We start from the raw sequence: 17,472 nt of genomic DNA, 5'->3' as shown, positions 1-17,472 counted from the left end.
CTTACTCCAACTCAAGTACATCTCATCAAAGGAATAACCATCAAAAAAAGATGGAAGAACTATTACAGAAAACAAATAAATTTGGAGTTATAACCTGTAAACTTTTTTTAGGACGAGTCATAAAGCATTAAAAAGTACATAAGATAAAACCAACAAAAGCGATACATGAAAAAACTGCTCATCCTTTTTCTAAGCATCCATACGCTGTGTGCTTTTGCGCAAATCGAAAAAAACAACCAAAACGCACTCACCATCGAACAGATCATGCAAGACCCCGCACAGTGGATCGGCACTTCTCCGTCGGGCGTTGAATGGAGCGACAGCAGCGACAAGATCTACTTCGACTGGAACCCTGAAAAAGACACACTCGCATCGTTGTATGCCTACCCGCTAAAAGGAAAAAAGATTGGGAAAGTTTCGCCCGAAGAAAAAAGAAGTTTGCCCGGCCGCTCGCAGAGTTACAACAGCACAAAGACGCAAAAAGTATTTCTGCGTAACGGGAACATTCTGTTGAAAGACCTGAAGACCGGGGCCGAAAAACAACTTACCGACTGGCTCGAGCGGGTTTCTTCGCCCTACTTTGTCCGGAACGATCAGGAAATTGCGTTCACCAAAGACAACAACCTGTACACCATCCACATTGAGTCAGGGCTGATCAGCCAGCTCAGTAATTTTGTGGACGGCGACGAACGTCCCGAAGCAGGAAAAAGCAAACAGGAGCAATGGCTCGAACAACAGCAAAAAGCGCTGTTTGTGGTGTTGAACGGACGCGAAGCCAAAAACAAAGTCCACGAAAACCGGCAGAAAGCGGAAGAAAACAAAGAACCGCTAAAAATCTATACCGGGAAAAAACGTGTCAGCCGTCTGGCGCTGAGCCCGTCGGGGAATTACCTGGTTTATTCGCTGTACCAAAGCGCCAATGGGGGCAAAGCCACTTCCGTTACCCACCATGTCACTCAATCGGGCTACGCCGAAGAGCACAATGCACGCGTAAAAGTGGGCAGCCCGCAGGGAAGTTCCGAACTGGGTATTTTCGACATCCGGAACAACCAAACGGTAAAGGTCAACACTTCACAAATTCCCGGGTTAAAAGACCTTCCCGACTATCTGAGCGATTATCCCGGCAGGATGCCCAAAGACAGCTCAGAAATAAAAAACCGCCCCATTAGCATTACCGGGCCACTTTGGAACCCCGGCGAAGACCTGGCGGTGGTGGTGGCGCTTTCGGCCGATAATAAAGACCGCTGGATATTGCTGCTCGACCCGGCAACAGGGAACCTCGACCTGCTCGACCGCCAACGCGACGAAGCATGGATTGACGGCCCCGGAATTGGTGGCTGGGGATTTTCTACAGGCGATATGGGCTGGATGCCCGACGGAAAATCGCTGTGGTTTCATTCCGAAGAATCGGGTTATTCGCATTTGTACGCCGTGGACATTCATTCCAAAAAGAAAACAACGCTCACCAGCGGCCAGTTCGAAGTGTCGGATGCCTTTCTTTCAAAAGACCAAAAACATGTCTACTTCACCGCCAACAAGGTGCACCCCGGGGTAAGCCATTTTTACCGGATGCCGGTTGGCGGAGGAGAACCCACGCAAATTACCTCGATGGAAGGCGGCAACGAAGTTACGCTTTCGCCCGACGAGAAATACCTGGCCATCCGTCACTCCACCGGGAACCGCCCGTGGGAGCTTTACGTGCAGGAAAACAAAGCGGGGGCCAGCGCCACCCAACTCACACATTCCACCACTCCCGCCTTCGAATCGTACCCGTGGCGGATGCCCGAATACGTCACGTTTACGGCTACCGACGGTGCTACGGTATACGCACGTTTGTACCGGCCCGCATCGCCCGAAAAGCAAGGCCCGGCGGTGATCTTTGTCCACGGAGCAGGCTATCTTCAGAATGCCCATCAATGGTGGAGTTCTTACTTCCGCGAATACCAGTTTCACAATTTCCTGGCCGATAACGGCTATACGGTGCTCGACATCGACTACCGCGGAAGTGCGGGTTATGGCCGCGACTGGCGGACCGGAATTTACCGGCACATGGGCGGACTGGATCTTTCGGACCACGTGGACGGCGCAAAGATGCTGGCCGAAAAATACGATGTTTCGCCGCAACGCATCGGGATTTACGGCGGATCGTACGGCGGGTTTATAACGCTGATGGCCCTGTTTAAGCAACCCGGTGTTTTTGCGGCCGGCGCCGCTTTGCGCGCGGTAACCGACTGGGCACATTACAACCACGGCTACACTTCCAACATCCTGAATACGCCTGCCGAAGACAGCCTGGCCTATGTGCAAAGCTCGCCCATTTACTTTGCCAACGGCCTGAAAGGAGCCCTGCTGATGTGTCATGGCATGGTCGACGACAATGTGCAGTTCCAGGACATTGTGCGCCTGAGCCAGCGGCTGATCGAACTGGGCAAGGAAAACTGGGAACTGGCGGTGTACCCCGTCGAAGCACACGGCTTTACCGAACCCAGCAGCTGGACCGACGAATACAAACGTATTTTTAAACTGTTTGAAGAAAACCTGAAGTAAGTAACCGTACTTCAGGCATCACCGTTTTTCACGCAAAGGGCGCAAAGCCATTAGCAAAGAATATTCTCCCAAACCTTCGCTGTCGCACGATTGTATCCCTTCGCTGCCGTACGATTGCGTCGTGGGTAATTCTTACTCTCACCCCACGCGATGCAATCGCGCGGGAGCAAGGAAAGCAATGACGGCTTTGTGTTTCCAGGCCGATGCTTTATCAACCCGGGTTGTTTTGCTGCCAACCAAGGTTTTTATCGAAAATACCTAACGGATTTGCCTGCCAACCATGCGGATAGCTCTTCTCCCCAAAGTACGGAAACCTGCACCCGCTGTCCGAAAGCTGCAGCAGCACAGCCGAACCACTCTTTTTAAAGGAATTACCATGATTTTGTATGGTTAAGCAAAGCGCTCATGCTTTTTCTTTTTATCTTCGGAAAAACGAAAAACAAAACCACCGCTCATGAAATCGCTCCCGACTTTTGCTCCCGCACTGGTTTTTTATCTGAAAATCTGGGCTTTTAAATGAAACTGTTGAAATACATATCAATTATTCTTCTTTTTCTGACTGGCTGTAATGCTGCACATAAAAATTCATTAAAGGAGGAAAATAATTTAGACGATTCAGTTTTAATAGAAGGAGCTCCTAACTATTTTGTAGCGCTTCAGAATAAATTTGACAGTATTGAAGAATTTTTTCCTCATCAACATTTTAAAAAATACGACTGCTCTCTTTTAGAAAGATATGTTAATCTGGACGGATACGGATTAACTGCCATCGATAGTCTAAACTGCCATAAAGTTTTCGGTTCTTATCAAAACGAATTTGGAGGATTTAATCAGGGTTATTGGTTTTCCTTCGAGAGACAAATACATGATTTTTATCCAATTACGGTTTTGCAATACATTGGGATTGCAGAACGACCACTTGTTATGGTACTGTTTGACAAACATGGAGATATAGTAAACTCATTTCCCGTTGCAGACTTTTATGGAGAGTCAGGTGGCTGTTTATCGTCTGAATTTTTAAATGATTCAACGTTGTTGCAAAATTACGAATGGCATGAAATAAGTTACGATGCTGAAACAAATAAGGACACTATAGAAATAGAATATAAAACACAACATTTGACAATACTCTCTTCCGGAGAAATTGAGATAAAAGAAATCAAAAACCGGAAAAAATAAATAACTCGCGTTGACATCAATTTTGCATGAAAAGCCTAATCAAATATAGCTGGATAACTTTAATCTTTATATTTCTATCTGTAATTAGTCAGATTGGAGGAATTGTATATTTACTATCGCTGTGGATATCAAAAACGATAAACTTAAAATTCAAGTTTAAAAAGGTGTTAGTGTTTTTAGCTTTATATTCCTTGACAACGTTTTTGGTTATCCCATTTTTAGCCCCATTCGGTGGAAGAGAAAAAATAATCACGACTCCAAACATAAAACCTGCGAGCTTCCTTACCAATGTTTTAAATAGAAATTATGTGATTAAAGATGTAAATTTATTTTTGGCAGATGCAGCTGAAGAACTTGAAAAACAAAACCCCGAAATTGCAATCAGATATCTGGACGCTTGCTTCCCGTTTTTCAATGATTTTCCTTTATTCCCACACTTAAGTCATAATGATGGAAAAAAGATTGATTTTAGTTTGGTTTACCAAGACAACACCGGCAAAATAATTAACAAGAGCAAATCGATAAGTGGATACGGAGTTTTCGAAGCCCCCAAAAGTAACGAGTCAAATCAACCAGACAATTGCAAAGAAAAAGGATATTTTCAATATAATTTTGCCAAATATCTGACACTTGGCAAAATAAACAAAAACCTTGAATTTTCAGCAGATGGTAATCGGGTGCTAATTAGATCATTCTTAAAACAAGAGCAATTAAATAAAATTTTTATAGAACCACACTTAAAACAAAGAATGAACCTGACTGACAATAAAATTAGATTTCATGGATGTAAAGCTGTTCGACACGATGACCACATTCATGTCCAAATACAATAAAATGAATAGAACTTTACCCCTAATTATTTTGACACTTTGCAGTCTGACTCTTTCGGCTCAAAGCCAGGTATACGAACTTCACCCGGCGGTAGGCGATACCATCGACAAAGTTGAAATCAGGAAGTATTTTCTTTTTAGCGACTACTTGGGCGACAGCATCGATTATGTGATTATCCGCCAAAACAAAGACCTTTTTACCCTCGAAGGAATCTCCGGCGGCACCGAAACGATAAATATTCAAATCAGTGAAGATGAAATATTGTTGCAAAAGGAGCAGGTAGAGAAACTATCCAGCTACTTTAATGCTGTTTTGGAAAAGGATTCAGCCAACTTTGAAGCGTTTCCCCACAAGGCTTCGGTGGCTGATTCCGTAAATATTTCAAACTTCGATTTAAATATTACTCCCGAGTTTATTAAATCAGTAAAAAAAGACATGCGGAGAAAATACTGGGAAGAGAAGCGAAAGGAAATAGATAGCAACCGGAAAAAAGGTATGATTTTTTAAGAAGGAAGATTTAGAACCGACACCCCTTCGCTGCCGCACGATTGCATCGTATGGCATTGTTACAACACATAAATCTTTTGCAAGCCACGCGATACAATCGCACGGGAGGGGGGGCCGGGTACACCACCTTGTCAATAAGGAAGTGTACCACATAACCGGGACCCAAACATCTTTCAGGTATTATTTATTCTGTCTACTCAATGTTGGTGTTTTTCAGGTAATGAAACGTTTCCACAATCACCTCCTCAATTTCCCGGGGCTGATACCCCAGTTCATTCCGGGCTTTGCCAATATCCATTCGGGCATCAGCCTGGTAATAATGTTCAACATTTCCTACCAGCAAAAAAGGAGCTTCGCCTGTAATTTTACTTTCAGCCTCCATTTTCTCAGCAATGGCAAGCAGTTGTTCTTTTGGCAATACAGGGGCCTCTCCCACTTCCGGATACAGTTGTTTGGCAATCTGCAGCAAATCGGTGGTTGATACCGAGGGTTCAGTTGCAAGAATGTAGCGGTTCCCCGATTTTCCGTTTTGTTCGGCCAGCACAATACCCTTTGCCACGTCCTTTACATCCACGAAGTTCAGGCTAAAAGTGGGATCAAAAGGCAAATCGCCTTTAACAATGCTGCGCATCACGTTCATGCTGGGAGTTAAACGTCCGTAAATATCAGGCCCGATCATCGACGAAGGTAGAACCGTAATCAGCTCAAGGTTCAACTCTTCGGCCATCTTCCAGGCCAGTTGTTCGGCTTTTTGCTTGGCTTCGTAGTAGGGATTCGGGAAGTCTTTTGCCCACTCTTTTTCGTTCATCGGAGCAATACTGTGGTCGATTGCAGCAATGGAACTAACCAGGATAATCTTTCCGATATTCATTTCGGCAGCTGCTTCAATTACATTCTGTGTTCCCAGAATATTGGGTTCAAGAATTTCCTTTTCGGCATCAGGCGCCCAGTGTTTAAACGCCGCAGCCACATGGAACAGAACATCGATATCCTTCATTGCAGCCAACAGCGATTTTTTATCGGTGATGTCGGCGTAAACCACTTCGCAATCCACCCCTTCAAAAGGTGCCGTGTTTTGAAGGTTGCGCACACTTGCCCGAACTTTGTAACCTTGTTTTGTAAGTTCTTTTACCAGGTTATTTCCCAAATGGCCGTTGGCCCCGGTTACCAAACATTTTTTACTTGTTTTCATCTGTTTTACTTTTAGAATTAATACAAGGGCAAAAGTCTGATAAAAGACGGGGGTAATTTTTCACATTTGTTAAAAAGCAATTAAAGGGTCATATTTTTCCGAATCCGGCTAAGTGATTGTTGAGCAATTCCCAGATACGACGCAATATCGCCAAGGGGTACGCGCTGTGCAATATCGGCATGCTTGCTTAAAAAGTGGAGGTATTTTGTTTTGGCATCGGCATGAATCAGGTTGGTGCTACGATCAATTTTCTGAACAAAAGCCTTCTCGGTAAATTTCCGGATTAAAAGCGGCCACTTCTCCAGTGTTTTGTATAAATGATGGTCGTTTTCGCGGTTAAAGAAAACAATGGAACAATCGGTTACAGCCTGTATGTACTGATCTGAAATGGTATTGTTCTGATAACTGGAGAGGTCTCCGAAAAAATGGTTTTCATTATGGAAACATCGAACAATTTCATTTCCTTCCGTATCGTAAAAGAACATCCGTATCACACCACTTGTAATAAAACCAAGGCGTTTGCAAGTTTCTCCGGCCTGAAGAATAAACGATTTTGCGGGCACATGCTCTAAATAAACATTTTCTTTAATCGTCTCAATTTCGCTTTCGCTTAACGAAATGTGTTTTTGCAGGTAGTTAATAAATACTTCCATGGTACTGCCTTTTTTCACTCCGAATTCGAAAAACAAAGATATTTTCTATTCTGAGACCGGAAGCAACAAACATCATTTTCTGCCAACAGAAATTTTACAAGCATTCCGGTTCATACATCCCCGGACCCCGCCCATTATAAAAACAGGCGCTGTAATCCGAGATAGATCCCCCTTCATACAGCGCCCTTATTATCTGTTTATTTTCGTTTCGTTCTGTATTACTTCAAACTCTTAATGTAGTTGTTATACGATTCTTCCTCTGGCTTTACACTCCACCCCGAAAGAATACCTCCGTACATGTAAAAGGCCACATCAAACACCACCTGGCTGTTTTCATCGCTTACCTGGTAGTAAGTTGTTACTCCGCGCTGGTTTACCTTTTTAAAGTCACCCAACTTAATGCCTCCCTCTTTTGTATCCGTTTCAAACTGCTGAACAATGGCATCGATGGCCGGAGCCAGGTCCTTACGCCAGCGGGTAGAAGCGTTCAGGTACCCGATTAACTCTTCGGGCGTATTGCTGACCGTACGCTGCATCATACTTTTCAGCATTTGCGGATCGATGTCCTGCAATTCGGGCAAAACCGATGCGTTGGCCATACTAATATTGGCCTGAATATGCAGCTTAACGGCCTTCATAATCCCCTCTTTCTGGAAAGGATCGGTAATTACTTTGTCGCGCGGCGTGGTGGCAGGTGTATAATCCGGCGAAGCACGCAATGCTCTTACGCTGTCGGTATAAGCCTTAAATTGTTGCCGTAGCTCGGGTGTGCGCAGGCTTTGTACGGTAAAAATGGCAATCCCCTGGGCACCGTTGTTTAATGCAGCGTCCATACAATCGAACAACACCGGCCCGTCGGAAGCCATTAAGCCGCAATACAGGGTAGTATTCGGGTTTTTATCGCGTACATTTTCGTTCGTACAATCCGAGACAAAACTTACATCGCCCGTATAAAAGTTTCGGTACACCATTGGGAAAACTATATCGAGGTTCCATTTTCCCCAGTCCTGGCGAACCATGCGGCGCGACATAGCGGGAGTTGGGAACGGAGAAGCTGCCATTACCTTGTTGTAGGAATGCACGGTTTCGGCAATCATATTGGCCACTTCGGTAATCTGGTCGCAACGGAACTGGCGCCATTTTATGTCGGCCGACGGATCTTCCTGCTCCCGCGGATCGTAACCGAATTTCTCTTGAAACAAACGAATCATTTCAGGATGGTATCCATAATCAAACTCAGGGTATTCAACATCCTGAACGATGCCGTATTTTGCCCATAACGAGGTTGGCAGCACCACATCGACAAAACGGTGATAATCAATGGCAATCCCATTCAGCCCTTCCACCTCGCAGTAGGCAACAATTTTTTTACGAATGTATTCGCGCACCTCGGGCAGGGCCGGACACATAAATTTGTAGTAGCCCACATAGGCAATAGAATCGGCCAGGCTCTCCCCTTTCCGGTTGACACTAAACCACTCGGGATGCTCTTTTAAAACCGTTTCGCGGTCGTGTTCCAGGTTCATGGTCCACAGCCAGGCATATACCTCGATACCGTACTTTTGCGCAATGGGAATAGCCTCACGGTAATCGTCGGGAGTAGGTGCATTCAGCATTACCCCATCGATACCGGTTTCACTCATAATGTTACAAACAGAATCGAAGTTCATTCCGGCGCGGTAATCGAGCCAAGTCCAGAACAGCGGGTAATCGGTTGTTTTTTCCGCCTTTTCTCCCGAGCAGGCAGCCATAACAACCACTGCGAACAATAAAATCAGATAGTTTAGTTTTTTCATCGTATTAAAATTGCTTGTTGTTAAAGGTATAAGATGGAACAAGTTACCACCATTCCTTTATATTTTCAGTTTAATATTTATTTTTCCGAGCAGATATGTTACCCCGATAATAAAAAATGCAAAACAAAGACAATTTACAATCCCCATAAAACCATGAGTCAACCAGTCGGGCAATACAATGCCGGTAATATCGGCAAAACCGTACGAGACATACGGCACCAGGTAACAGGTTAGCGTGGCGGTTCCGGCGGGTTTAATGACATCCAACCACCCGGCCTTTCCTTTTTCGGCCATCCAGTTTAACAAGGCATAGGTAAGTACCGAAATGGCCGACACATAAAACACCCATGTTGGAGTTGCCCCCAGTTTTGCCAGAATCCAGAACTGACGAGAAACAATACCGACAGCCAACAGCACCGCAGCCACTATAAAACTGTATAACACTTTCTTTTCGGGCCGCCAACCGACATATTTAGTCGCCAGCAACGAAAGAAGAACGCCGCCCATGGTAAAAGCAGGAAGCGCCCCGTTGCCAATGTGAAGGATGGCTAAGAAATCGTTGTAAAAATTAGGCCGCGGGAACGACAGGATAGCGCTTGCGCCCCAATGCTCGTTCATTTTTGTCCCGAGCATACAAATCAGCACAAATACGCCCCAGGCAAGTGCCAGGTATTTTATGTTTTTGCGGCAAAGCAGGTAAATAAAAGAGCACACCAGGTAGGTCCAGCCGATGGCTCCCAATATGCCCCAATGGGCACCAAACACTTTTTCCTTCGGACTTCGGTAAGTAATGGCCAGGTAAAGCAATATGCCCAGCCCAATTAGTTTTAGAACCAGAATCAGGATTTTCATTTTCCGGTTGTTTGTGCGGGGATATTGGTTCCAGATCAGTACAAAAGCCACCACCATCAGAATAAAGTAAACACCGATCGGATAGGCTACATTGGGCGACAACCGGGCCTCTGAGTTGGTAATAAAAGCCCCCATAATCAGCAGCGCCAGGGTACGCGAAAGAATGTGCCCGATGGTAGATTCAACCGAAAATCGCTTCATGTACCTGCGTTCGATGGCAAAAGGAATAGACATGCCCACTACAAACAGGAAACAGGGAAAAACCACATCGGCGAGCCCCATAAAGTCCTCTCCCCATTTGGCATGTTCCAGCCATTTCGGCACATCGTGAATTTTCCAGAAATCGTTTACAAAGATCATTACAAACATGGTAAGGGCCCTGAAAAGGTCGATGCCCACGTTGCGTTGTGTAAAGTCGATACCGGCAGTACTGGATTGATTTGTTGTCATAAGCAGAAGTTAAGGAATAGTTCTTAATTTCAGTTTTCAGTGCGTTGTATTTTTTACGGGAAAACCCCCAAGGCTTTTGTTTCGCTTTCAACAGTTCACCGATACCAAATTTAACCAGCTTAAACGATATTACAATGCACAATATCATTCCTTCGCTACTGCAAAATTGTATCTTGTGGCATTGTTACAACACAAGATTTTAGAAATGGCCTGCATATAGGCAAAAACACGATGGAGACAAGCATTTTTCAGGAAGAACTTTTGGCCGAGATACAATCGCAGGGAGCCGGTTTTGTTCGTTTTGTTGATATTTCGCATTTAAGTGTGCAGCAAAACAAAGAATTTCCAACGGCGATTTTAATAGGAATCGCGCTGACAAAAGCCTACCTCCGAAAAGTAGCCGCAGCCCCCGATTACGTGGAACAAATGAAAAGCAAGGGCACCATCGGGCAAGACGAATTTCATTTAACCGAACTTAAAACAGACCGAATAGCTGACCGTATTCAACGGTTCCTGGAGTTGAAAGGATACAAAGCCTATGCGCAATCGGAGGACAACATTCAGAAAACGGGGTATTACGACCACGAAAACCGAACAACGCCTTTGCCGCATAAAACCATCGCAGGTTTAGCGGGCCTGGGCTGGATAGGAAAGCACAACCTGTTGGTGACCAAAGAATACGGAAGTGCCGTCAGCATGTGTTCGGTACTTACCAATGCCCCCCTGCCCTCGATCCGACAGGAGCCCCTACTCCCAAGGTGCGGTGACTGTAACATTTGCACAAGAATTTGCGGGGGAAATGCCCTGAAAGGCAAAAACTGGGAATGCGGAATTGCACGTGAAAAAATAGTTGACGTATTTTTATGCACCACATGTTTTCAGTGCGTGGTTCAATGCCCGTGGACCCAAAAATACTACAAGAGTGAATGAATTCTACTCAACAACCTGCGGGGGCAACAAGCTGTTCTGTCTTCACAAAAATCACGGATAATAAACCCACGCGGGTACCGACAATCACAAAATAAGTGTAATTTACACTTCCAAATACGCAAAGATTAAACTAAACCATCGCTATGAATAAATTACTGGCACTACTAATTATCGGAAACCTGTTTTTCTCGTGTACAAATACGCAAAAAGAGATCCTTCCCGTACCGTCGACTAAACCCGGCAAAGCCCAATTAAAACAGATTGAACGTAAATACGGGATGTTTATTCATTTTGGGATTAACACTTTTCATGATATGGAATGGACAGACGGTTCAATGCCTGCCTCATCGTATAACCCTTCGGCAATTAACGCTGACCAGTGGATTAAAACAGCCAAGAACGCAGGGATGAAATATGTTATTTTAATTACCAAACACCACGACGGATTTTGCTTGTGGGACAGCAAGTATACCGAATACGATGTGGCAAATTCGGGCAATACAACCAACGTGATTGAAGCAGTAGCCAAAGCCTGTAAAAAATACGACGTGGGTTTGGGCTTGTATTATTCGTTGTGGGACCGGAATATCAACGGAGATGTCGGCAATGAATTACTGGACAGTGCTTACAATGCGTACATGATCAACCAGCTAAATGAACTGCTGGATATTTCGGAAAAATATACGGAGGTTGTCGAGTTTTGGTTTGATGGGGGCTGGACCAAAGCCAATCACCGATGGCCTTTGAACGAAATTTACCAAACCATAAAATCGAGAGAACCAGACTGCCAGGTGGGTATCAACTGGTCGATTGGACTTCCGGAAGATCCGGATCATCACCCCGTGTTACCCAAAGACCAGAAAGAGGGCTACCCGATTCGGTATTTCCCAAGCGATTTTAGATTGGGGGATCCCTATTTACCGGTAGAAAATGACCCCAAAATATTTACCCACAACGGAAACGAATATTACATGCCCTGGGAATCTACGGTTTGCATTAGCCAGCGATGGTTCTATAATACGACGGATACTGTTTTTAAGCCCGTCGATGAACTGGTTGAAATGTACAAAGTTGCCACTGCTCAGGACAATATCCTGATCCTAAACTGCCCGCCCAACCGTGAAGGAGAAATACGAAGCAGAGACATTGAGATTCTTAACCAAATAAGGGAACAATTGAAACTGGATTAATAACATCCAATATTCACAACTATGACAAGCACCCGTAAATTGGGAATTGCAATAAGCATCTTAGCAGCGTTAATGTTTATCATAGGAGCTTCAGTGTTTACCTACCGGGGAAACATAAATCCTGTTGTCAGTAAAATTGGCATGTTCTCTTTTATGCTTTGGTTACCCACCATTATCGTGGGAGTTATTTTGGTTGCCGTTGGGAAAAAGAGAAATAAAAAATCTGACACTTCTAAATAATTGCTGTCAGAGCCTATTGGCATTCAACAGTATTTCAAAGAAATCTTCAATTCCGAAAGCCATCGTTCCTTTCAACAATGTAAAATAATGTAAATTGAACAATTGGCGGTTGAATTGCTTTCTTAAGCTAATAGATTTGCAGCATGTTGAACAGCTATTTCAAACAACTCTTAATTACAGGCATCTGGCTTTGTGCTTTTGGCTTTCAGGGAACAACGCAAAACAATTCTTCGGAAGAGCATGTGGCTGTGGCCCTGCGAATGATCGGGCATGAGATCCTCCTCCATTCCGGCGACAGCACGTCGCTCGTTTTGCCCGTAGAAAGCGATAAGCAGCAATACACGCTGCGTTTTGAAGCCGTTTTTCAGTTTGATCCTGAACAACTGGTTGCCACCATTAACCAGGTGGTAGTGGATACCAAAATTGCCGAAAGTTACCGTGTGGAGGTTAAAAGCTGCCCAAACGAGGTGGTGGTTTACAGTTTCGAGGTGGACAATGCGCTTAACTCCGCCATTGTTCCCTGTCAGGGAAGAGTTCAGCCCAAAGCATGCTATTTTATTCAGTTTACCATTTTGGATTCAATCCCAGCTGTGGTTCAGCAACAATCACCGCCTGCTGAATCTTTGGCAGAATTTTCACCCGGTCAGAACCGGAAGTTTTTTGTTGGATCGGCCGTGATCATTGTGGTGCTGATCCTGCTCGCAAGCGTATTCTTCCTGGTAAAAAAAAGACGTGGGTCTTCTGATGACTCCAAACTAATTACGCTCGGAGAATATCGATTCGACCTCCACAAAATGGAACTTATACTGGGGCCGGAAAGAACCGAACTCACCGGCAAAGAATCGGAACTGCTTTTCCTTTTATATTCGAAGGTTAATACGACCGTAAACCGAAACGATATTTTAAAAGAAGTGTGGGGAGACGAAGGAGACTACATTGGGCGCACCCTGGATGTATTTATCTCCAGGCTTCGAAAAAAACTGGAAGCAGATCCTACCTTAAAAATCATCAACATTCGCGGGATTGGCTATAAACTGACCATGGAAAACTAGCCGGAAACTTTTACACTTCGTTTTACATCAATTTACATTCATTAATTAAAAGAGCGGCAAGTCTTTATTAGTTTTGACTGAATAACATTAACAATTCGCAAAATGAAAACAGGACTTCTCTCAGTAGCACTCATTTTAGTTTTAATTGGTTACGACGGCATGGAAATCCGGGATTGTCAACCTGAAGAGACAACAACTCAGGCAAACACCGTAAGCTCTCCAACTACAGCGTCATTCAATGCCCAACCCTATTCATTCAGTTCCGCAAGAGTTATAAATTACAACCTGAATTACAGCGTTCGCGGCAAACATAACCGGCCGATTACCAGGCAAGCTCTTTCGCAAGCATCGTCACTCATTGATATTATTCCGCATTACCCAAACAACTGGATTGCACAATACGAATCGGTCGAAATTTCGGGCGTGCAAGATGGAGTAGCGATAAAAGCCACCGGAGAGAACGACATTTTAAATTCGAAACAAAAAAAGCTGTTGCAATCGACAGCCATTAACAACGATTTTTCGATTACAGTAAATTACAAAACAGAAAACAGCCTAAGCGGGAACCTCGAAGCCAAACAAATGAATGTAAGCTTTACCGTGATACCGGAGCAGGAAGCTCAGTTTAGCCAAGGATATGAAAATCTGATTGCTTATTTAAAAGAGAACAGCAACAAAACGGTTTCTCATTTTAAGTCGGAAGAGTTGCAAACGATGTTTATATTTTTCGAGGTAACAGAAGAAGGTAAAGTCTCCGATGTCAGGCTTGCCAAAACATCCGGATTCTCGGAAGTGGATAACTTACTGCTTGAACTCATCAGCCAAATGCCCGGCTGGACACCGGCTAAGGACGCCACCGGTAAAAAAGTAAAGCAGAAGTTTGAATTCGCACTGGGCAACTCTGATTGCTGATTCATACTAAAGAAAGAAACTTCACTCAAAAAGCGCAAGACGTTTCACATAAACCGCAAAAACATCCGGTAAAACACGGGTTTTGCGGTCTTTTCTTTTCGTACACTCTTTACGCAAACCTGCTCCAAATTCAGCCGTAAGCAAGCAGCTCGGTACCAGCTTGCTTAGCACCACCAAGGTTAAAACTTCCGAAAAAAAATGGAAAAGAGAGGACAATTTAGCCACAAGAGCCTTACTTTTGCACCCGTAATTCTAAGGAAAACATCAATGGACGAAGGCCCGTGTCATAAGAAATTTAGTAGTAACTCTCTGTAAGGGACCTTCTGTTTCCTTACAGGCAAAACAGGTAAGGAGACATCACCATGATTAAAATCTTCGAAACATTCGGTGGCTATGTTGAAATCAATGAACCGCGCAAAGGTTGCTGGATCAACGTCACCAACCCAACTCCTGACGAAATCAAAAAACTGACCGATCAATTTGGATTACCCGACGATATTATCATCGACATACTCGACCAGGACGAACGTCCGCGTGTGGAGTCTGACGACGGCTGGTCACTGATCATCCTCCGCATTCCGGTGGAGAGCAGGAACAACGGCGTGCCGTTTCAGACCGTTCCGCTTGGCATTTTTATCGCCGACAATTTTACGGTGACGCTCTGCCTGCAAGACAACGAGGTGCTGCCCATGGGACAACCTTCGCCTTTCCGCGAGCAATACCAGCAAATCACCGACAGCATCAACTTTATCCTTCGCTTGTTTCTGCGCTCGGGCAACCTTTACCTGCGCTACCTGAAGCAGATCAACCACATGACTTCGCTGATTGAGCAGGACCTGGAGAAATCGATCAAGAACAAGGAGCTGAACAAACTGCTGAAAATGGAGAAATGCCTGGTGTATTTTATCACCTCCATCAAAGCCAACGAAATTGTGCTGGCCAAGCTTCGGAAATCCAAACAGATCACCACCGAGATCTACGAAGACCTGCTGGAAGATGCCTTTATCGAAAACAAGCAGGCGCTGGAAATGGCACAGATCTATTCCGACATCCAGGCCGGTATGATGGATGCTTTTGCCTCGGTTATCTCGAACAACCTGAACGTAGTTATGAAACAACTCACACTTATTTCCATCATTTTGATGATCCCCACCCTGATTGCCAGTTTGTTTGGCATGAACGTGCCCAATTTTATGGAGAACGCGGCGTGGGCAATGCCTGCCATCCTGATGGGTTCGCTGATTTTATCGTTTTTGGGCGTACTCTTGTTCCGCAAACGGCAATGGTTTTAACATTGCCTCCGCTCAGCCGGGAGAAATTGGAACAAGATACCACTGCCTAAGTCTGCACTTTTTCGTTGTAATCAGAAGCTCACTGCCCTCCGGGAATCAACTACGAATGTACCACTTAAGTGCCAAACACTTGTAATCAGCTACACTCAATTTAAAAGTGGCTAAAGGAATTTACGTCGTCCCAAATTCGCCCGCATCCCGAACTTTTACTATACTTGCGTGTTTAGTCAATCGAAAGGATGCAAAAACTCAGGCGACATATTCATTTGTTACGGCAGGTACCGCTGGTACTTTTTGCTTTGTTTGCGCTGGCTTCGTGTTCGGTAAAAGAACCTGCCTTTAAGGCAATCGGTGCCGACTACCATCGCCCGCTCAATCAAACCAAAGCAACGCCGGCCTCGGGGCACAACTGCCAGCTTTCGGAACAGGTGAACCTGGCTTCTGTCGCTACGCCTCAGCTTAACCCGCTGAAATTACTCGCCGCAACACTGGGAACACTGCATCTGCCTGCCGAAAGAAAAGCCGAAGCTCCCGCATTTCCGGCTATTTCCCGCACAGAGGAACCCGGCAAGCAACCACTTTACATCCTCTACAAACGCTTAAAGTTTGATCTGCTGTAATCAGCCGCTTCCAACACATTCATTTACAAAATAAATTACAGGCTTATCCCTGAAGCAAAGTTTTGCATGGTTCAGAGAATGCAATCTGCTGCTTTATCATCGGAAGAAGGATTCTTCTTTCAGTTAAAGGCCGTTTGCACAAAACCGCTAAGGAGATAAGCACCATACAAACAAGCATTTAATACATTACAATGAAAAACAATATGCACACACCGGCCAACAACATGGCCGGACTTTTTAGTTTGTCGATCCGGCTGGTAGTTGGCTGGACCTATTTTTCCGCCTTTTGGCGCAGGGTAATTCTGGTGGATAAACTGGATCCCGAAGTAGCGGGTTACATTGGCGAAAAATTCAACCACTTTCTTCCCAACGCACTTGGGATAAAACCTATTATCGAGCACCTGGTCACCCATCCCGAGCAACTGTGGCTGGCCATGGTGGTGTTCACCATTATTGAAGCAATTGTCGGTTTGCTCATCATGCTTGGCTTCTTTACCCGCCTGATGAGCTTGGGTGTTTTCGGATTAGCCACCGGTATTTTGCTGGGCTCGGGCTGGATCGGCACCACTTGTCTCGACGAATGGCAAATCGGGGTGCTGGGTATTGCCAGCGGATTTACGCTTTTCCTGAGTGGAAGTGGTTCCTACTCCATCGACCAGTGGCTGATAAACCGGAAAATGAAATTCACCCAAACAAAATGGTTTGCCTGGCTCGGGTCAGGGGAACTTCCGCTCAAAAATATCAAACCGTGGGTACTCGGCGGAGCTCTGGCCATATTGTTTCTGACACTGTTCACCAACCAGATTTTCCATGGCGGAGTGTGGGGAACACTGCACAACAAATCGGTAAAACCTAAGATCGAAATCACCGATGCAGGTGTTCGGAACCAAAGCCTGCAGTTTGAAATCTACCGGGTAGAGGGCGCCGATGTGTATGGCTCGTTTCTGATTGGGATACAATTGCTGGATAAAAACGGGAATGTGATCCTGGAGCAGACAGGCAAAGACCTGGCCGGCTTCCCCGTGCAAAACATCGATAACCGCTATGTGGCCAAAGTTAAACCGGGCAAACACAGCCTGGTTATTCCGCTGGGAGCAAAGGCCACTTTAAATATTCCGCTTTCCGGTGTTGAACTGAACGACCGGGAAGAGTACACATTAAAACTCGTCGACATCAGCGGATTGGAATGGGAAAGCAAGGTAGAAATGTAGAAACCTGAAAAAGGGGTG

Annotated in this window: 16 protein-coding genes; 12 read left to right on the top strand and 4 right to left on the bottom strand. The window is 45.0% G+C overall.

The features are described from left to right. Positions 1-165 precede the first annotated feature (165 nt). The 4 genes from INQ51_RS18800 (at position 166) to INQ51_RS18785 (ending at position 5,064) form a co-directional block, all read left to right on the top strand. Positions 166-2,547 carry a S9 family peptidase gene (locus INQ51_RS18800; RefSeq protein WP_233379492.1) on the top strand — a complete coding sequence of 794 codons (2,382 nt, stop codon included), beginning with the start codon at positions 166-168 and terminating at the stop codon, positions 2,545-2,547. Between the two features lie 516 nt (positions 2,548-3,063). Then, a complete protein-coding gene (locus INQ51_RS18795) occupies positions 3,064-3,726 on the top strand; it encodes a hypothetical protein (protein ID WP_233379491.1) in 663 nt (220 codons plus the stop codon). A 26-nt stretch (positions 3,727-3,752) separates the two neighbouring features. Then, entirely contained in the window at positions 3,753-4,559 is an 807-nt protein-coding gene (locus tag INQ51_RS18790; RefSeq protein WP_233379490.1) for a hypothetical protein, read from the top strand. Between the two features lies 1 nt (position 4,560). Next, complete coding sequence (locus INQ51_RS18785) at positions 4,561-5,064, top strand: hypothetical protein (protein WP_233379489.1); 504 nt, start codon at positions 4,561-4,563, stop codon at positions 5,062-5,064. Between the two features lie 193 nt (positions 5,065-5,257). Here INQ51_RS18785 and INQ51_RS18780 read toward each other — a convergent pair whose 3' ends face one another. The 4 genes from INQ51_RS18780 to INQ51_RS18765 form a co-directional block, all read right to left on the bottom strand. Then, positions 5,258-6,256: an SDR family NAD(P)-dependent oxidoreductase gene (locus INQ51_RS18780; protein WP_233379488.1), complete on the bottom strand. Its 999-nt coding sequence runs from the start codon at positions 6,254-6,256 to the stop codon at positions 5,258-5,260. 80 nt (positions 6,257-6,336) lie between these two features. Further along, positions 6,337-6,909 carry a Crp/Fnr family transcriptional regulator gene (locus INQ51_RS18775; RefSeq protein ID WP_233379487.1) on the bottom strand — a complete coding sequence of 191 codons (573 nt, stop codon included), beginning with the start codon at positions 6,907-6,909 and terminating at the stop codon, positions 6,337-6,339. 218 nt (positions 6,910-7,127) lie between these two features. After that, positions 7,128-8,705, bottom strand: coding sequence for a family 10 glycosylhydrolase (locus tag INQ51_RS18770; RefSeq protein ID WP_233379486.1), 1,578 nt, complete (start codon positions 8,703-8,705; stop codon positions 7,128-7,130). Positions 8,706-8,762: 57 nt separating this feature from the next. Continuing rightward, positions 8,763-10,007, bottom strand: a complete 1,245-nt coding sequence (locus INQ51_RS18765) for a DUF5009 domain-containing protein (RefSeq protein WP_233379485.1) — start codon at positions 10,005-10,007, stop codon at positions 8,763-8,765. Between the two features lie 231 nt (positions 10,008-10,238). Here INQ51_RS18765 and INQ51_RS18760 point away from each other — a divergent pair, with 231 nt between their 5' ends. The 8 genes from INQ51_RS18760 to INQ51_RS18725 all read left to right on the top strand — a co-directional run bounded on the left by INQ51_RS18760 (position 10,239) and on the right by INQ51_RS18725 (position 17,454). Further along, positions 10,239-10,937 (top strand): hypothetical protein, encoded by a 699-nt coding sequence (locus tag INQ51_RS18760; protein ID WP_233379484.1) that lies wholly within the window; start codon positions 10,239-10,241, stop codon positions 10,935-10,937. Between the two features lie 143 nt (positions 10,938-11,080). Then, positions 11,081-12,127 carry an alpha-L-fucosidase gene (locus INQ51_RS18755; protein WP_233379483.1) on the top strand — a complete coding sequence of 349 codons (1,047 nt, stop codon included), beginning with the start codon at positions 11,081-11,083 and terminating at the stop codon, positions 12,125-12,127. Positions 12,128-12,148: 21 nt separating this feature from the next. After that, entirely contained in the window at positions 12,149-12,367 is a 219-nt protein-coding gene (locus INQ51_RS18750; RefSeq protein ID WP_233379482.1) for a hypothetical protein, read from the top strand. A gap of 143 nt (positions 12,368-12,510) precedes the next feature. Then, positions 12,511-13,419, top strand: coding sequence for a winged helix-turn-helix domain-containing protein (locus INQ51_RS18745; RefSeq protein WP_233379481.1), 909 nt, complete (start codon positions 12,511-12,513; stop codon positions 13,417-13,419). 102 nt (positions 13,420-13,521) lie between these two features. Further along, entirely contained in the window at positions 13,522-14,331 is an 810-nt protein-coding gene (locus tag INQ51_RS18740) for an energy transducer TonB (protein ID WP_233379480.1), read from the top strand. A 362-nt stretch (positions 14,332-14,693) separates the two neighbouring features. Continuing rightward, on the top strand, positions 14,694-15,623 hold the full coding sequence (locus tag INQ51_RS18735; RefSeq protein ID WP_233379479.1) for a magnesium transporter CorA family protein: 930 nt from the start codon (positions 14,694-14,696) through the stop codon (positions 15,621-15,623). Positions 15,624-15,862: 239 nt separating this feature from the next. Next, the gene (locus tag INQ51_RS18730) at positions 15,863-16,243 is read left to right on the top strand and encodes a hypothetical protein (RefSeq protein ID WP_233379478.1); all 381 of its coding nucleotides are present in this window, start codon (positions 15,863-15,865) and stop codon (positions 16,241-16,243) included. A gap of 191 nt (positions 16,244-16,434) precedes the next feature. Then, positions 16,435-17,454, top strand: a complete 1,020-nt coding sequence (locus INQ51_RS18725) for a TQO small subunit DoxD (RefSeq protein WP_233379477.1) — start codon at positions 16,435-16,437, stop codon at positions 17,452-17,454. Positions 17,455-17,472: the final 18 nt, after the last annotated feature.

The organism is Maribellus sp. CM-23 (assembly GCF_021354595.1).
In the GTDB taxonomy this organism is placed as follows: domain Bacteria; phylum Bacteroidota; class Bacteroidia; order Bacteroidales; family Prolixibacteraceae; genus Draconibacterium.
The sequence above is the reverse complement of the archived record's forward strand: the minus strand, read 5'-3'. Positions and strand labels throughout refer to the sequence as shown.

Coding starts and splice junctions, on each gene's coding strand:
- INQ51_RS18785 (WP_233379489.1), top strand. CDS start 4,561: ATGAATAGAACTTTACCCCTAATTATTTTGACACTTTGCAGTCTGACT.
- INQ51_RS18730 (WP_233379478.1), top strand. CDS start 15,863: ATGCAAAAACTCAGGCGACATATTCATTTGTTACGGCAGGTACCGCTG.
- INQ51_RS18735 (WP_233379479.1), top strand. CDS start 14,694: ATGATTAAAATCTTCGAAACATTCGGTGGCTATGTTGAAATCAATGAA.
- INQ51_RS18795 (WP_233379491.1), top strand. CDS start 3,064: ATGAAACTGTTGAAATACATATCAATTATTCTTCTTTTTCTGACTGGC.
- INQ51_RS18800 (WP_233379492.1), top strand. CDS start 166: ATGAAAAAACTGCTCATCCTTTTTCTAAGCATCCATACGCTGTGTGCT.
- INQ51_RS18740 (WP_233379480.1), top strand. CDS start 13,522: ATGAAAACAGGACTTCTCTCAGTAGCACTCATTTTAGTTTTAATTGGT.
- INQ51_RS18745 (WP_233379481.1), top strand. CDS start 12,511: ATGTTGAACAGCTATTTCAAACAACTCTTAATTACAGGCATCTGGCTT.
- INQ51_RS18790 (WP_233379490.1), top strand. CDS start 3,753: ATGAAAAGCCTAATCAAATATAGCTGGATAACTTTAATCTTTATATTT.
- INQ51_RS18755 (WP_233379483.1), top strand. CDS start 11,081: ATGAATAAATTACTGGCACTACTAATTATCGGAAACCTGTTTTTCTCG.
- INQ51_RS18775 (WP_233379487.1), bottom strand. CDS start 6,909: ATGGAAGTATTTATTAACTACCTGCAAAAACACATTTCGTTAAGCGAA.
- INQ51_RS18725 (WP_233379477.1), top strand. CDS start 16,435: ATGAAAAACAATATGCACACACCGGCCAACAACATGGCCGGACTTTTT.
- INQ51_RS18750 (WP_233379482.1), top strand. CDS start 12,149: ATGACAAGCACCCGTAAATTGGGAATTGCAATAAGCATCTTAGCAGCG.
- INQ51_RS18780 (WP_233379488.1), bottom strand. CDS start 6,256: ATGAAAACAAGTAAAAAATGTTTGGTAACCGGGGCCAACGGCCATTTG.
- INQ51_RS18770 (WP_233379486.1), bottom strand. CDS start 8,705: ATGAAAAAACTAAACTATCTGATTTTATTGTTCGCAGTGGTTGTTATG.
- INQ51_RS18765 (WP_233379485.1), bottom strand. CDS start 10,007: ATGACAACAAATCAATCCAGTACTGCCGGTATCGACTTTACACAACGC.
- INQ51_RS18760 (WP_233379484.1), top strand. CDS start 10,239: ATGGAGACAAGCATTTTTCAGGAAGAACTTTTGGCCGAGATACAATCG.